The following is a 14554-nucleotide window of genomic DNA, read 5'->3' as shown; positions in this document are numbered from 1 at the left end:
GGCGGGCTGACCGGCGTACGGACCCGGGGCGGGCTGACCGGCGTACGGACCCGGGGCGGGCTGACCGGCGTACGGACCCGGGGCGGGCTGACCGGCGTACGGACCCGGGGCGGGCTGACCGGGATAGGGGCCGGGCGCGGGCTGGGCGGCGTACGGCGCCGGGGAGGGCTGACCGGGATGGGCCCCCGGGGCGGGCTGGGCGTAGGCGCCGCCCGCGAACGGATTGCCCTGCCCGGGCAACTGCGCCCCCGGCGGCAGATACCGCAGCCGCCCGGTCTCGTCGTGCACCGGCGTGAAGCCCGCCGCCTGCAGCCGGGCGGAGAACTTGGCGTTGCGCTTGCGCGTCACCACGAGGCCGATGCCGAAGACCGCCATGAGCAGCAGCCACACCACACCGGCCGCGACGAAGTCGTCCGACTGCCCGCCGAACCGGAAGGCGAGGATCACACAGCCGACGCTGACGCCCAGGGCCCCGTACCCCATGCGCTTCTCGGCGTTCTTGCCGGTGAGGTCGAAGTTGATGCGGGCCTTGAGGAGTTCGAAGGCCTCCGGCACCAGGGGCGGCAGGGAGACACCGTCTGCGGCATGGGGGTACTGCGCCCAGTTCTGCCCGGCCCGGGCCCGGGCCTGGGGGCTCGGGTCGGGCACGAGCAGCATGGTGAGCGCGCCGCTGCGGCCGTTGCTCTGGCGGACGTCGGCGTACTCGTAGCCGAACTGCTGGGCCACGAAGGCCAGCCGGGCGAGCTTCTTCACGGACGCCATCGGGCTGGTCAGCTCGACCGGTTCCCCGCTCGCCAGCAGCCTCAGCATCTTCTGTGTCTGCCGCTTGCTCATTCCACCGCTCCCCCGGGCCACCCTGTTCACAACCGCAACTCGGGCAGTTTTGCACACTGGATGAGCCCGGGGGAAAGGGGTCCCGTCAGGCGCGCCTCCGGCTTCCGCGGGACTTCGCCCGGGGTTCGCCCGTCGGCCACAACCGGGGCTTCTGCTTCGCCGCCAGGTCCTCCGCCCAGCCGAACGCCAGGACGCAGCAGCCGATCAGGATCCAGACCAGGACCAGCACCGGCCACACGCTCTCCAGCAGCCCGGGCACGTTCTGTTCCAGCAGCGGGAAGCCCCACAGCTGGTCCCAGAGGGTGGCGGCGATGAGGATGCAGGTGTTGTGCCACAGGTAGATGGTCACGGCCCGGGAGTTGAGGAGCGTGATCGTGCCCGCGAAGGGGCGCAGCCGGCGCGGCCATTCCGTCCAGGACGGGCTGAGGTGCAGCAGCAGGAACACCGTCCCGAAGGACCACAGGGCCTGGGCCAGCGGCATGCTGTCGAGGTCGTTGCCGGTGCCGAAGTCGTGGTGCATGGCGTACCAGAGGCCGGCCAGCGCGATGACGGGTGCGACGGACGGCACGATGTAGCGCGGCAGCCGCCGCAGGATGCCCTCCTGGTGGGCCATGCCGAGGATCCAGCAGGCGCCGAAGGTGGAGAAGTCCGTGAGCGCCGAGGGGATCCGCTCGCCGGGCAGCGTGATCCAGCCCTGCTCGAAGCCGACGGCCAGGGCGATCGGCATGAGGATCGTGAGGACCGGCAGGGCGCGCAGGGCCTTCAGCAGCACCGGGGAGAGCAGGACGTACCAGAGGTAGGCGCGGATGTACCAGAGCGGACCGGCGAAGTCGGCGGCCCAGTTCTCGCCGATGAAGCCGTGGACGCCGGGCAGGCCCTCCGCGTAGGGCGGGTCGCTGAGCGGGACGATCCAGAAGGTGAGGTGGAGCAGCCACCAGCCGGGGTGCCCGTCCTCGTCCGGGCCCCAGCCCTGGAGGACCATGCCGGTGACGCCGACGACGCCGAGCAGCCACAGCGGGGGCAGCAGCCGCCGCATCCGGCCGCGGATCACCTGCACGGCGGGGCGCTTCAGGGAGCGGGCCATGAGGTTCCCGGCGAGCGCGAACATCACGCCCATGGACGGGAACACCAGGGGCAGCCAGGCCCAGCCCGTCAGGTGGTAGAGCACGACACGGAACAGGGCGAGGGCGCGCAGCAGGTCGAAGTACCGGTCGCGGCCGGGCTTCTGGACGGGGGCCGCCTCGCCGGGCGCGGCCTCGGTGACGGGAGTGGCGTGCGTGGTCATCCGACCGGCCTCCCGTCCATCTGCGGCTGGGGCGCGGAGGAACCGGCACCGGGCAGGCCCACCGCGCCGGTGCGCCGCAGCTTCTGCCAGCGCAGCCGGCCGCCGGTGAGGGCGGTGATCCACGACTGGAGCAGGACGACGTACATGAGCTGGCGGTAGAGGAGTTGCTGGAGCGGGAGTGAGATCAGGTGGGTCATGCGTTCCTTGTCCAGGTGGAACGCGTAGGCCGCGCACACCCCTTGCACTGCGAGGACGCCCAGCCAGGCGCCGATGGTCTTCTCCGTGGGCCCGAACACCAGCCCGTACAGCAGGAACACGTCGATCAGCGGGGCCAGCAGCGGCGCCACGACCATGAACATCGACACCAGCGGCATGCCCACCCGGCCGAAGCGGCCCGAGGGTCCCCGCTCGATGACGGACCGGCGGTGCTTCCAGATGGCCTGCATGGTGCCGTACGACCAGCGGTAGCGCTGGGACCACAGCTGCTGGACGGACTCCGGGGCCTCGGTCCAGGCGACGGCCTTCTCGGCGTACACCACGTGCCAGCCGTCGCGGTGCATGGCCATGGTGATGTCGGTGTCCTCGGCGAGCGTGTCGTCGCTCATGCCGCCGACGCGTTCCAGTGCGCTGCGCCGGAACGCCCCGACCGCGCCGGGGATGGTGGGCATGCAGCGCAGCACGTCGTACATGCGGCGGTCGAGGTTGAAGCCCATCACGTACTCGATGTGCTGCCAGGCGCCGATGAGCGAGTCCCGGTTGCCGACCTTCGCGTTGCCCGCGACGGCGCCGACCCGCGGGTCGCCGAAGGGCTGGACGAGTTCGCGGACGGTGGTCGGCTCGAAGACGGTGTCACCGTCCATCATCACGATCAGGTCGTACTTGGCGTTGGCGATGCCCCGGTTGAGGGCGGCGGGCTTGCCCGCGTTGAGCTGGCGGACGACGCGTACGCCGGGCAGGCCCAGGTTCTCGACGATGCGGGCGGTGCCGTCGCTGGAGCCGTCGTCGATGACCAGCACCTCGATGGGGTGGTCGCTGGCGACCAGGGAGCGGACCGTCTGCTCGATGCACTTGGCCTCGTTGTAGGCGGGCACGAGGACGGACACCGGTTCGGTGACGGGGTCGCCCCAGCGGAAATCGCGGCGCCGGACCCGGTGGGCGTGCGCCACGGAGAGGATCAGCATCAGCCCGAGCCGCGCGAAGACCAGCACGCCGACGACGGCGAGGCCGGCGACGAGGAACCCGGTCATCTTCTCGGAGGCCTGCACCAGGAAGACCCACGCCTCGCCCTTCAGCGACTCCAGTCCGGCGACCCGGGTGTGCGCGCTGGGCGCGTCGAGTGCGCCGGTGAGGGTGTGGAAGCGGTAGCCCTTGGCCTGCAGTCCGGAGACGTACCGGTCGAGGGCGGCGACGGTCTGGGAGCGGTTGCCGCCGGAGTCGTGCATCAGCACGACGGCGCCGGCGCCGTTCTTCGGCGTGGCGTTGCGGATGATCTGCTCGGCCCCGGGCTTGCGCCAGTCCTCGCTGTCGGTGTCGTTGACGACGGTGATGTAGCCCTTGCTGCCGATGTACTCGGTGACCGGCCAGGTGTTGTTGTCCATGTTCTGGGCGAACGACGAGTAGGGCGGGCGGAACAGCGAGGTGCGGATGCCGGCCGCGCCGGCGAGCGCGAGCTGGTTCTGCGACAGCTCCCAGTCGACCCGGCTCTTGCTCTGCAGCGACAGGTCGGGGTGGTTGAAGGTGTGCAGTCCGATCTCGTGGCCCTCGTCGACCATGCGCTGGACGAGGTCCGGGTAGCGGGAGGCCATGGTGCCGGTGATGAAGAAGACGGCGCGGGCGTCGTGCTTCTTCAGCACGTCGAGGACCTTGGGCGTCCACATCGGGTCGGGGCCGTCGTCGAAGGTCAGCACCAGTTCGTGGTCCGGGAGGTCCAGGCTGGTCGCCTTCCCGCCGCGGGTGTCGATGACCGGGCCGCCCTTGAGGATGTCCTTCGGGACGCGGTCGTTCGCCGCGGGCGGTCCGACGCGGTGGTCGGCGAGGACCTCGCTGTGCACGTAGCCGCGCAGCATGAGCATCGCCCCCAGCGCGACGAGTACGAGCAGGGGCAGCAACAGGCGCATGGGCAGGCGCCGGCGCCTGGAGCCGCCACGGGCTCGCGGCGCGGGCCCGGAACGGCGGATTCGGGATGCCATGGGTGGTGGTACTCCGGGTGGTGCGGATGGGGTGGCACGGGGACGGGGGCGGGCGGACGGTGTGGTGGGGTCCGGCCGGGCGGGGACGTCGCAGTTGCGCGCGGTGCCCGCGACGTCCTGGGGTCCCGCCGGATGAGCGGGGCGGGACGGTGGGAGCGGCTGCCGGTGAGGTGGGCCCCTGGTCGGGGGCTCGGGTTCCTCCGGACGGCCGGGCCCGTCGGGGGCGCGCCCGGCCGGCGGGGAGGGGGTACGGCGCCCGGAGCGGCGGGCGCCGCGTCGCGACGCGGCCGGGCGGCGACGCGGGTTCAGGCGGCGACGCGACCCGGGCGGCGGCGCGGTCTAGGCGGCGGGCGTCTCGGCTGAGGGCTGCGGCTCGGCCGGGCCCTCTGCCACGGGCTGCGGCTCGGCCGGGCCTTCCGCGACGGTGCCGCCGTCGCCGTCGGTGCCCGTCGTCTCCGTGGGCTGCGGCGAGGCCTCACCCGTCGGTGTCGGGTCGATGGCCGGCGTGCTCGGCGGGTCCGCCGGTTTGGTCGGGGCCGGGTCGGTGGTCTTGGTGCCCGGCTTCGGGGTGGTTCGGGTCGCCGTCGGCGAGGGCTTGGCGGACGCGTCGGGACGGCTGCCGGGGCCGGCGGTCGCGTCGGGCGCGGCGGCGTCGCCGCCGGTGCCGGGTACGGGTGCCGTGGCGTCGCCGGTCGCGGGTGTGCTGCCCGGGGCGGTGGCGCCGGTGTCTTCGGGCGGTGCCGACTCGGCGGTCAGCGGCGGGGTGTCGACCTGCCCTGCCGGAGGGTTGTCCTGCTTCGTCGGCACGGGCAGCCAGGGGGCGTTGGAGTTGCCCGACAGCAGCGTGGCGAGGATGACGACGGCGTAGACCCCGCAGGCCAGCGCGACGGCCATGCCGATCCGGCGGTAGCGGCGGCTGCGGCGGCCGGACTCGTCGACGAAGACGGGCCGGTCGGCCGGGGCCTCGGCGCCCGTGCCCGCCTTGGCCTGGCGCAGGAAGCCGTCCCCGAGCTGCACGGCGTCGAGCTGGACGGTGACCTCGTGCGGATCGTGGGTCTGACCGTCCGTGTCGGGCGCGTGTTCCGACGGGTCCGGCTCGTCCCGCTCCTGCCAGGGGTCGCGGACCGCGGTCCGGCTCCCCGGTTCCCGGGCGAGCGAGTCGGCCTCACCGTCGCTCTGGCGTGGAATGCCGCCCAGTACCTCGGTCACGGCGGCCGGCCGGTGGCCGGTCGTCCGGACGTCACCGCCGGGAAAGACCTGCGTCGCTCTTCTGCTCCGGACTCCGCCGTCCGACGGCAATTCGCCGGTAGTGGTAGCGGCCTCGGGCCACTCGGGTTGGGCGTCTTCTCGCCACTGTTTCACGCGCACGCACTTCCCCCCAGGGATGGTTCAGGTGCGCTTGACGACCTGAGCACCCGCCGTCGGACCGGGCCCCCACCCGTCCGAGCGCCCCCTCTTACCACACCGTGCTCAGGCGTCGAATGTAGCGCACGCGCAGGTTCTGTGTGTGCGCCGTATCGAATCGTGTCAGCGGTGAGACAGCATGAGGACATCGTCCACGGCCGGGATCCAGGCCCCCGCGGGCCTGCGCAGCCACCCCTCCGCCCTGGTCAGCCGGGCCGCCGCCCGGCGCAGCGCGTCGAACGCGGGGTGGGTCAGGCCCTTGCGCCACACCAGGGAGACGGGGGACAGCGGGACCGGGTCGACCAGGGGCCGCACCACCGTCGACGGCAGGGCGGGGAACTCCACGACGGCGAGGATCGGGTTGCGCGTTCTGGCCATGATGCGCTGGAACTCCTCCTCCCCCACGGCCAGCGGCGCGGGTGGCGCGATATCGATGCCCCGGCCCTCGAACAGCAACCGCGCGAGCCCGGTCCACTCGGGCGTGCGCGGGTTGCCGGCGCCCGCGTAGACGCTCTCGCCGGCCAGCTCGGCCAGCGGTACGGACTCCCACGCGGCCAGCCGGTGGTCCTGCGGCAGTACGACCGCCATCGGCTCGAAACGCACGGGCTGGTGGTCGAGTCCGGCCCGCAGCGCCGGGTCCAGTCCGGCGAACCGCCCGAACGACGCGTCCAGCCGGCCGGCCAGCAGGTCACCGGCGGCTCCGGTCAGGCCGCTCTCGTAGCGGGCCATCAGCTCGTGCCGGGGCGCGAGTTCACGCGCCTCGTGCAGTACCCGGCGGGGTGTGGCCAGGCCCGGGGAGTTGAGGTCGACCAGCAGCGGCCGGGCCTGGCCGAAGGCGGCGAGCAGTTCGTCCTGCGCCCGCAGCACCCGGCGGGCGTACGGCAGCAGCCGCTCCCCGTCGGGAGTGAGCGTCACCTGCCGGGTGGTCCGTACGAACAACTCGGCCCCCAGCTCCCGCTCCAGCCGCCGCACGTCCCGGCTGAGCGCCTGCTGGGCCACGTGCAACCGCACCGCGGCACGCGTGAAGTGCAACTCCTCGGCGACGGTCACGAAGCCACGCAAGAGGCGGGGGTCGAGGTGGACGGACATGCGGTGAACCTACAGCGGCCCCGGGGCGGGGCACGCGGGGGTGCCGGGCAGGTCAGAGGCCGGGGGGCCTGCGTGGCGTGACGCCCTGGGTTCTGCACGGGTCCGTTCCCCTCAGGCCCTCCGCACCCTTGTGGCCCTCCGCGCCGGTCGTCGGCGCGGCCTGGCCCACCCGGTGCCGGGGTACCGAGCGCATCGGCGGTCTGGTCAGGGTGATCTGGCGGACGACCTGCTGGAAGCACGCCAGGGCCGCGAGACCGGGCAGGGCCGCCGCCGCGGTGCCGAGGACGGTCCGGGGCGCCTGGACGACGCACAGCAGTACGGCGATGCAGGAGAAGACCAGGACCACGAACCAGGAGTGCACGGCACGGCGCTGGTGCAGCGCGGCCCGCAGGACGGACAGGGAGCCCACCAGCCAGGGTCCGTAGACCAGCAGGGGCCACCACGTGCGCAGCCCCCGCGCCGCCGGGGACGCGGCGACCAGGCGCAGCGGGTCGTAGGCGACGATGCCGCTCAGGACGCTCACCGCGGAGGCGATGACGGCCGCCAGCGCCGCGACGAGGAAGCTGGTGGTGCGGAGCACGCCGATGGCATTGCGGGTCCTGACCTTGCGGTGGCGCCGCGGGACCTCCCGCACGGGCGGCAGTTCCTCGGTGATGTCCTGGAGGCGCCGCATGTGGCCCCCGTGGACGGAGGCCGATGCCGGGTCCTCGGCCGGAGCCGGGGGCGGAACCAGGTCCTCGTCACGGGGGGAGGGAATCCTCGCCGCCTGTTCCCCGAGTGCCTCCTCGAGAATGAACGCCAGTTCCTCGGCGGGGTCCCAGGTCGGGTCAGGCGGGGTCAGGGGCGTGATGAAGTCCCGGGCCGGAGCCCGGTGCCGGCCGGTGCCCTCTACTTTGTCGTACATGGCGTGCCCCGCTTATTCCGCGAGCGCGAAAGCGGGCCAATCCGTCGCACTGATCCACCGCCGGGCAAGATCCTTTTCCAGAGTACTCATGGCGTCGATGAAATCGCGCAGCACCGCCTCGGTCGCCTGCAGCGCGACCGGGCAACCCCCTTTGGTGAGCGTCCCGTTGGCTGTCGCCGGCGAGTGCGCTGGAGCGGGAATGTAGGTGTACGGGCCGAGCGTTACCGCCCAGCCGTCTTTCCTGGTCGCCTCGGTCATGTACCGACTAACCGTCGGCCCACTTCACCGGATGCGCGGCAAACGAGTGAAGGATTTTCGCGAATGAGCATCTTTTCCACGCGTCATGAGAAGCATCCGTCATCTTCATATTCCTGTATGAAAAACAAGGGGCGCATATTTGTCGCCATGGGCTTCCGGACGCGCGCCACGGATCCACAACCCAGGTGCGTGAATGCGCACGGAACAGGTGTTGGACCGCTTGATCGCCTCCGGGCGACGGTGGACGCATGCCGCAACTCTCCCCGTACCGCCGCCTGTTCCGCCTGCCGGGTGCCCGCGCGTTCACCGCCGGGAACCTCATCGCCCGGCTGCCGATGGGCATGTTCAGTGTCAGCGCGGTCGTGATGATCGCCGGGACCCGGGGCTCGTACGCCCTCGCCGGTGCCGTCACGGCGACGGGTCTCGCGGCGACCGCGCTGGTCGCGCCGTGGATCGCACGGCTCGTCGACCGCCACGGCCAGGCCCGGGTGGCCCTGCCCGCCACGATGGTCGCCGTGCTCGGCTCCCTCTCCCTGCTGCTGTGCGTGCGCCACGGCGCCCCCGACTGGACCCTGTTCGCCTCCTACGCCGCCACCGCCACGACCCCCAACACCGGCGGCATGTCCCGGGCCCGCTGGGCACACCTGCTGGCCGGCGACGCGAAGGCGCTGCACACCGCCAACTCCTTCGAGCAGGCCGTGGACGAGCTGTGCTTCATGCTCGGTCCGGTGCTCGCGGCCTTCCTGTGCGGGACGCTCTTCCCCGAGGCGGGCACCCTCGTGGGCGGGGTGCTGCTGCTGACCGGCATGGTCCTGTTCACCGCCCAGCGCGCCACGGAGCCCCCGGTCCGCGCCCGCATACCCGGCAAGGCACCGTTGCGCGCCCCCGGCATCCCGCCGCTGCTCGCGGTCTGCCTGGCGATGGGCGGCGTCTTCGGCGCGACGGAGGTCGTCACGCTGGCCTTCGCCGACGCGCAGGGGCGGCAGTCGGCGGCCGGGATCGTGCTCGCGCTCCAGGCCGCGGGCTCCTGCGTGGCGGGCCTGCTGTACGGCGCCGTGAACCCCGCCGGACCGGCCGCGGCCCGGCTGCCCTGGTGCGTGGCCGCGATGGCCGCGCTGCTGACCCTGCCGCTGCTGGCCGCGGCCCTCACCGGTTCGCTGCCCCTCCTGGCGGCCGCGCTGCTGGTCGCCGGGATGGCCACGGCCCCGACGATGGTCACGACCATGACGCTGATCCAGGAGCGCACCCCCGAGGGCCGGCTCAACGAGGGCATGACGCTCGCGGTGACCGGCCTGCTGGGCGGCATCGCCGGCGGCAGCGCGCTCGGCGGCTGGACGGTGGAGCACCTCTCGCCGACGACGGGCTACGCCCTCCCGGTGACGGCTGCGGCCGTGACCCTGGCCTTGTCGCTGCCCGTGGCATCGAATCGCTTCACCCGGATCCTCACGGCCCACAGCTCCTACCGGGTGCCCTGGCAGTTCGACGAGGAGTCGGTCGACGTGGCCCGCAGCTTCATCCGGCTGAAGCTGCGCCTCATGCCCTACCTGTACGAGGCGGCCCGCACGGCCCACACCGAGGGCCTGCCCATGATGCGGGCCATGGTGCTGGAGTTCCCCGGCGACCCGGGGTGCGCGCATCTGGAACGGCAGTACATGCTGGGCCCGGATCTGCTGGTCGCCCCTGTCTTCAGCGACGAGGGGGACGTCACGTACTACGTCCCCGAGGGCACCTGGACGCACTTCCTGACCGGCGAGACGGTGACCGGGCCGCGCTGGGTCCGCGAGCGCCACGGCTTCCTGAGTGCGCCGCTGCTGGTCCGGCCCGGCGCGGTGATCCCGGTCGGCGCGCGGGACGACCGCCCGGACTACGACCACGCCGACGGGGTGACCCTGCGGGCATACGGCCTCCGCCCGGGCGACGAGGTGACGGTCCCGGTCGGGGACGTGACCTTCACGGTCGCCCGCGAGGGCAACACCCTGTCGGCGACGTGCACCGCCCCGAAAGCCGCCTGGACCCTGACCGCGGGCACCCGCGAGATCCAGGCCACGCCCGGCACGGATTCCCTCACCCTGGAACTCGAACGGTGATCACGAGCTGGACGACCCCATGACAAAGGCCCCGCCGCTCGGAAGCGGCGGGGCCTTCGCCCACATGGGATGAGTGGAGATGGCGGGAATCGAACCCGCGTCCAACGGTGCAGAATCAGGGCTTCTCCGTGTGCAGTTCGCTGTGATTTTCTCGGCCCCGGCGATCACGCGAACAAGTCGCCGACGGGCCCAGTCACTGTTTGATTTCCCACCGAACCCCGTGACCGGGCTCGATGGTTTAGTTCCCTAGCTTATGCCAGGATCCGGGCCGGGAACGCTCCCGGGCTGACACCCATTTAGGGTCCTTCAGTCACTGCTTATCAGGCAGCGAGGGCGAAGGACTGGGAATCGCGCTTGGTATTGGCGATTATTTTTTGCGACATATGGTTTACGAGATCATTGCCGCTTCCTCGACACGCTTCCCCTGCTTCGACAGCCGCTGTCGAAACCGATCATCCCCATGTTGTGTTGACAAATCCCTCCGGAGAGGGCCGCGCACCCTCGGTGGGGTGCAGTCACCATCGTACGTGACCAACGCAGGTCGGTGCCAGCGTATTCCCTACGCCCCGCGCTGGCGCCGCCGCACCGCGGCGATCGCGCGGTCGGTCTCGCGCCGGTCCTGCTTCTCGCGGAGCGTCTGACGCTTGTCGTACTCCTTCTTGCCCTTGGCCAGCGCGATCTCGACCTTGGCCCGGCCGTCCTTGAAGTACAGCGCGAGGGGCACGATGGTGTGGCCGGTCTCGCCCGACTTCGACGCCAGCTTGTCGATCTCGGCGCGGTGCAGCAGCAGCTTCCGCTTGCGCCGGGCGCTGTGGTTGGTCCACGTGCCCTGGCTGTACTCCGGCACGTGCACGTTGTACAGCCACGCCTCGTCCTGGTCCAGCTGCACGAAGCCGTCGACCAGCGACGCCCGTCCCTGGCGCAGGGACTTCACCTCGGTCCCGGTGAGGACCAGGCCGGCCTCGTAGGTGTCGATGATGAGGTAGTCGTGCCGCGCCTTCTTGTTCTGCGCGATCAGCTTGCGCCCTTTTTCCTTAGCCATAGTGCCGACCATTTTCGCACTACGGAGGGCCCCGGCGGAAAGTCGATTACGAGGGGCTCGCGAGACCGCGCAGCACGGTACCGGCCCGCTGGAGGGCGTCCTCGCCGGTCTCCAGGTCGGGCGTGATGCCCCGGCCGTCGACGCCGCGGCCGGAAGGGGTGCGGTAGTGCCCCACGGTCAGCTCGGCGACGGAGCCGTCGGGCAGCCGGTTCGGCATCTGGACCGAGCCCTTGCCGAAGGTGCGGGAGCCCACGACGAGCGCCCGTCCGCGGTCCTGTACGGCGCCGGTGACGAGCTCGGCCGCGCTCATCGTCCCGCCGTCGACGAGCGTGACCAGCGGTCTCGTGGTGTCGCCGCCGGACTCGGCGTGCAGGGCTCGCTGCTCGCCCTCGACGTCGTAGGTGGCGACCAGGCCGCCGTCGAGGAAGGCGGAAGCGGCGGTCACGGCCTCGGTGACCAGGCCGCCGGAGTTGCCGCGCAGGTCGAGGACGATCCCGGCGCCGGGCGGGGACTGCCGGACGGCTTCGCGGACCTGGTGGCCGGAGCCCTTGGTGAAGGTGGCGACCTTGATGAGGGTGACCCGGCCGGCGAGTTCCCGGACGGTGACCGAGTCCGTGGGCAGCTGGGCCCGGCGCACGGTCTCGGTCCACGCGCGTGTGCCGCGCTCCAGGCCGAGACGGACGGTGGTGCCCGCGGGTGCGTCGGTGGCGTCCCCGCGCAGTAAGGAGACGACCTCGGTGACGGGCCGCCCGTCGGTACGCTCCCCGTCGACGCTGCGCAGCAGGTCACCGGGGCGGATCCCGGCGGTGGCCGCGGGCGACCCGGCGCGCACCTTCGTCACCTCGATACGGCCGTCCCGTTCGCTGCGGGCCCACAGGCCGACGCCGGTGTACTGGCCGTCGAGGGACTTCTCGAACTCCTCGTACTCGCCCTGCGAGTAGACGGCGCCCCAGCGGTCCCCGCTGCGGCTGACGGCGCGCTTGGCGGCCTGGAGCGGCGACTTGCCGTCGGCCATGGCCTCCTCGGCGGCCCGCGCGACGTCCGCGTGGTGCCCGGCCGTAGCGGACGAACGGACCTCGTCCGGGGCGGACTTCCCCTGGCCCTGCGGCAACGCCCCGGTGGCCGCACCGGCGGCGAGCACGCTCGCGAACACCAACGTCAGGGCGGCCCCACGACGGATACGACGGGGCTGACAGAACGGGTCACGACCTGACATGCCGGTGAGTCTAGGACAAGCGGAAGGGCCGTACGGTCGGTTGACCGCACGGCCCTTCTTGGCGTGCGTCACACCTTCAAGTACTTGCGCAGCGCGAAGAACGCGGCCAACGCGGGCATCAGAAGGCTCGTCGCGAGGATGAGCGGCAGCTTGGTGAGGACGGCGTCCCAGCCGATGAAGTTGATCAGTGTCAGCTGGTCGGCCAGGGCCAGTCCGTGGTCGATGAGGAAGTAGCGCGCGACCAGCAGGAAGCCGCACGCGAGGGTGCCGCCGATGAGTCCGGCGACCGCGGCCTCCATGATGAACGGCGCCTGGATGTAGAAGCCGGAGGCGCCGACCAGCCGCATGATGCCCGTCTCACGCCGGCGGCTGAACGCCGAGACACGCACCGTGTTGACGATCAGCATCAGCGCCACGACCAGCATCAGCGCCATCACCGCGCGGGCGGCCCAGTTCATGCCGTTCAGCAGCTTGAAGAGGTTGTCCAGGATGCCCTTCTGGTCCTGCACGGACTGCACGCCGTCCCGGCCGTTGAACGCGGTGGCGATGACCTGGTACTTCTCCGGGTCCTTCAGCTTGATGCGGTACGACTCCTGCATCTGGTCCGGCGTGAGGGAGCTGGCCAGCGGGGAGTCGCCGAACTGCTCCTTGTAGTGCTTGTACGCCTGGTCCTGCGACTCGTACGCGACCGCCTGGACGACGTTCATCTTGTCGAGGTCGGCCTTGATCTGCTTCTTCTGGTCGTCGGTCACCGCCCCCTTGGCGCAGTTGGGGTCGGACTCGGCGTCGCTCTTGTTGCAGAGGAAGACCGAGACGTTGACCTTGTCGTACCAGTAGCCCTTCATGGTGTTCACCTGGTCGCTCATCAGGAGCGACCCGCCGAACAGGGCGAGCGACAGGGCGACGGAGACGACGACGGCGAAGGTCATCGTCAGGTTGCGGCGGAGACCGACACCGATCTCCGACAGGACGAACTGGGCGCGCATGGCGACTGGTTATGCCTTTCCGTGGATCTCGGGTGCGGTGTCAGTGCTGGTAGCCGTAGACGCCGCGGGCCTGGTCGCGGACGAGGCGGCCCTTCTCCAGTTCGATGACGCGCTTGCGCATCTGGTCGACGATGTTCTGGTCGTGGGTGGCCATCACGACGGTCGTGCCCGTCCGGTTGATGCGGTCGAGCAGCTTCATGATGCCGACGGAGGTCTGCGGGTCGAGGTTGCCGGTGGGCTCGTCGGCGATGAGGAGCTTCGGCCGGTTGACGAAGGCCCGCGCGATGGCGACGCGCTGCTGTTCACCACCGGAGAGCTCGCCGGGCATCCGGCCCTCCTTGCCGCCGAGCCCGACGAGGTCGAGCACCTGCGGCACGGACTTGCGGATCTCGCCGCGCGACTTGCCGATGACCTCCTGCGCGAAGGCGACGTTCTCGCCGACCGTCTTGTTCGGCAGCAGGCGGAAGTCCTGGAACACCGTCCCCAGCTGGCGCCGCATCTGCGGCACCTTCCAGTTGGAGAGGCGGGCGAGGTCCTTGCCCAGAACGTGCACCTGACCGTGACTGCACCGCTCCTCGCGGAGGATCAGCCGCAGGAAGGTGGACTTTCCGGAGCCGGAGGACCCCACGAGGAAGACGAACTCGCCCTTCTCGACCTCCAGGGAGACATCCCTGAGGGCGGGGCGGGTCTGCTTGGGGTAGACCTTGGACACGTTGTCGAATCGGATCACGGATGCACCACGGGTCGCCGGGGGTAGATGAGCGTGACCATACGCGAACCGGGTGGGGCATCGCAGTCACCGACCGTGGTTGCGCCACGGATGTGCCGTTTTGTGCCGAGCGTCGGAGGGCGCGCGGGCACTGTGCGTACAGCCACAGAAATCGCGCAGCCGCGCGACGGCCGACGGAACCTGGCAAAGTGGAGGGGGAACATTCCCACCCCCACGGACGTTGGACACCGTGGAACCGGTGCAAGGAGGGCAAGCGCATGACGTACGACCGGCTGGTGTGCGCGAACTGCGCGTCCCCCGTGAACGAGGGCCGCTGCCCCGTGTGCCGCGCGAACCGTGAGCGGCTGCAGCAGGAGAACTTCCTGGCGGGCCTGAACCCGATGACTCTCATCGCCCTGCTGACGGTGCTGATCGCGGCGGTGGCCCTGCTGGCGCACCAGACCGCGTAAGGGCGTAAGCCGCCCCCCTGCCGATATGGCCGAGGGCCCGGAGCGTGTCGCTCCGGGCCCTCGGTGTGTCGCTCTGGGCGC

At 71.4% G+C, this 14554-nt stretch carries 13 protein-coding genes, 1 other RNA gene and 1 pseudogene; 3 read left to right on the top strand and 12 right to left on the bottom strand.

Features of this window, described 5'->3' with window-relative positions:
• From AB0937_RS26720 to AB0937_RS26690, 7 genes are all read right to left on the bottom strand, one after another.
• On the bottom strand, positions 1 to 834 hold an 834-nt coding region (locus tag AB0937_RS26720; protein ID WP_366714819.1), incomplete at its 3' end, for a hypothetical protein.
• A gap of 85 nt (positions 835 to 919) precedes the next feature.
• Complete coding sequence (locus AB0937_RS26715) at positions 920 to 2119, bottom strand: acyltransferase (RefSeq protein ID WP_366714817.1); 1200 nt, start codon at positions 2117 to 2119, stop codon at positions 920 to 922.
• Entirely contained in the window at positions 2116 to 4308 is a 2193-nt protein-coding gene (locus AB0937_RS26710) for a bifunctional polysaccharide deacetylase/glycosyltransferase family 2 protein (protein WP_366714815.1), read from the bottom strand. The genes AB0937_RS26715 and AB0937_RS26710 overlap by 4 nt, the downstream gene beginning before the upstream one ends.
• A 339-nt stretch (positions 4309 to 4647) precedes the next feature.
• Complete coding sequence (locus AB0937_RS26705) at positions 4648 to 5517, bottom strand: hypothetical protein (RefSeq protein ID WP_366714813.1); 870 nt, start codon at positions 5515 to 5517, stop codon at positions 4648 to 4650.
• A gap of 318 nt (positions 5518 to 5835) precedes the next feature.
• Positions 5836 to 6801 carry a LysR family transcriptional regulator gene (locus AB0937_RS26700; RefSeq protein ID WP_366714811.1) on the bottom strand — a complete coding sequence of 322 codons (966 nt, stop codon included), beginning with the start codon at positions 6799 to 6801 and terminating at the stop codon, positions 5836 to 5838.
• A gap of 52 nt (positions 6802 to 6853) precedes the next feature.
• Positions 6854 to 7705 (bottom strand): hypothetical protein, encoded by an 852-nt coding sequence (locus AB0937_RS26695; protein WP_366714809.1) that lies wholly within the window; start codon positions 7703 to 7705, stop codon positions 6854 to 6856.
• Positions 7706 to 7717: 12 nt separating this feature from the next.
• A complete protein-coding gene (locus tag AB0937_RS26690) occupies positions 7718 to 7963 on the bottom strand; it encodes a hypothetical protein (RefSeq protein WP_366714807.1) in 246 nt (81 codons plus the stop codon).
• 248 nt (positions 7964 to 8211) lie between these two features.
• Here AB0937_RS26690 and AB0937_RS26685 point away from each other — a divergent pair.
• Together AB0937_RS26685 and AB0937_RS26680 are read left to right on the top strand one after the other, a co-directional pair.
• Positions 8212 to 9375, top strand: a pseudogene (locus tag AB0937_RS26685) (MFS transporter); the annotation flags it as partial.
• The gene (locus AB0937_RS26680) at positions 9355 to 10050 is read left to right on the top strand and encodes a TIM-barrel domain-containing protein (RefSeq protein ID WP_366714950.1); all 696 of its coding nucleotides are present in this window, start codon (positions 9355 to 9357) and stop codon (positions 10048 to 10050) included. The pseudogene AB0937_RS26685 and the gene AB0937_RS26680, both read left to right, overlap by 21 nt.
• Positions 10051 to 10121: 71 nt before the next feature.
• On the opposite strand, the gene ssrA is transcribed toward AB0937_RS26680, so the two are convergent.
• The 5 genes from ssrA to ftsE form a co-directional block, all read right to left on the bottom strand.
• Positions 10122 to 10510, bottom strand: a transfer-messenger RNA (tmRNA) gene (gene ssrA, locus AB0937_RS26675).
• A 99-nt stretch (positions 10511 to 10609) separates the two neighbouring features.
• Complete coding sequence (smpB, locus tag AB0937_RS26670; protein ID WP_366714805.1) at positions 10610 to 11092, bottom strand: SsrA-binding protein SmpB; 483 nt, start codon at positions 11090 to 11092, stop codon at positions 10610 to 10612.
• 46 nt (positions 11093 to 11138) lie between these two features.
• On the bottom strand, positions 11139 to 12308 hold the full coding sequence (locus AB0937_RS26665; RefSeq protein WP_366714803.1) for a S41 family peptidase: 1170 nt from the start codon (positions 12306 to 12308) through the stop codon (positions 11139 to 11141).
• A gap of 68 nt (positions 12309 to 12376) precedes the next feature.
• Positions 12377 to 13294, bottom strand: a complete 918-nt coding sequence (ftsX, locus tag AB0937_RS26660; protein WP_366714801.1) for a permease-like cell division protein FtsX — start codon at positions 13292 to 13294, stop codon at positions 12377 to 12379.
• Positions 13295 to 13334: 40 nt separating this feature from the next.
• Complete coding sequence (ftsE, locus tag AB0937_RS26655; RefSeq protein ID WP_361875931.1) at positions 13335 to 14024, bottom strand: cell division ATP-binding protein FtsE; 690 nt, start codon at positions 14022 to 14024, stop codon at positions 13335 to 13337.
• 257 nt (positions 14025 to 14281) lie between these two features.
• On the opposite strand from ftsE, the gene AB0937_RS26650 reads away from it, so the two are divergent.
• Positions 14282 to 14473 (top strand): hypothetical protein, encoded by a 192-nt coding sequence (locus AB0937_RS26650; protein WP_266456471.1) that lies wholly within the window; start codon positions 14282 to 14284, stop codon positions 14471 to 14473.
• The last annotated feature ends 81 nt before the right edge of the window (positions 14474 to 14554 follow it).

The organism is Streptomyces sp. NPDC047880 (assembly GCF_040706515.1).
GTDB lineage: Bacteria > Actinomycetota > Actinomycetes > Streptomycetales > Streptomycetaceae > Streptomyces.
The sequence above is the reverse complement of the archived record's forward strand: the minus strand, read 5'-3'. Positions and strand labels throughout refer to the sequence as shown.

Excerpts from the sequence above, each read along its gene's own strand:
- AB0937_RS26665 (WP_366714803.1), bottom strand. The coding sequence starts at position 12,308 with ATGTCAGGTCGTGACCCGTTCTGTCAGCCCCGTCGTATCCGTCGTGGG.
- AB0937_RS26650 (WP_266456471.1), top strand. The coding sequence starts at position 14,282 with ATGACGTACGACCGGCTGGTGTGCGCGAACTGCGCGTCCCCCGTGAAC.
- smpB (WP_366714805.1), bottom strand. The coding sequence starts at position 11,092 with ATGGCTAAGGAAAAAGGGCGCAAGCTGATCGCGCAGAACAAGAAGGCG.
- AB0937_RS26700 (WP_366714811.1), bottom strand. The coding sequence starts at position 6,801 with ATGTCCGTCCACCTCGACCCCCGCCTCTTGCGTGGCTTCGTGACCGTC.
- AB0937_RS26695 (WP_366714809.1), bottom strand. The coding sequence starts at position 7,705 with ATGTACGACAAAGTAGAGGGCACCGGCCGGCACCGGGCTCCGGCCCGG.
- AB0937_RS26715 (WP_366714817.1), bottom strand. The coding sequence starts at position 2,119 with ATGACCACGCACGCCACTCCCGTCACCGAGGCCGCGCCCGGCGAGGCG.
- ftsX (WP_366714801.1), bottom strand. The coding sequence starts at position 13,294 with ATGCGCGCCCAGTTCGTCCTGTCGGAGATCGGTGTCGGTCTCCGCCGC.
- AB0937_RS26690 (WP_366714807.1), bottom strand. The coding sequence starts at position 7,963 with ATGACCGAGGCGACCAGGAAAGACGGCTGGGCGGTAACGCTCGGCCCG.
- AB0937_RS26710 (WP_366714815.1), bottom strand. The coding sequence starts at position 4,308 with ATGGCATCCCGAATCCGCCGTTCCGGGCCCGCGCCGCGAGCCCGTGGC.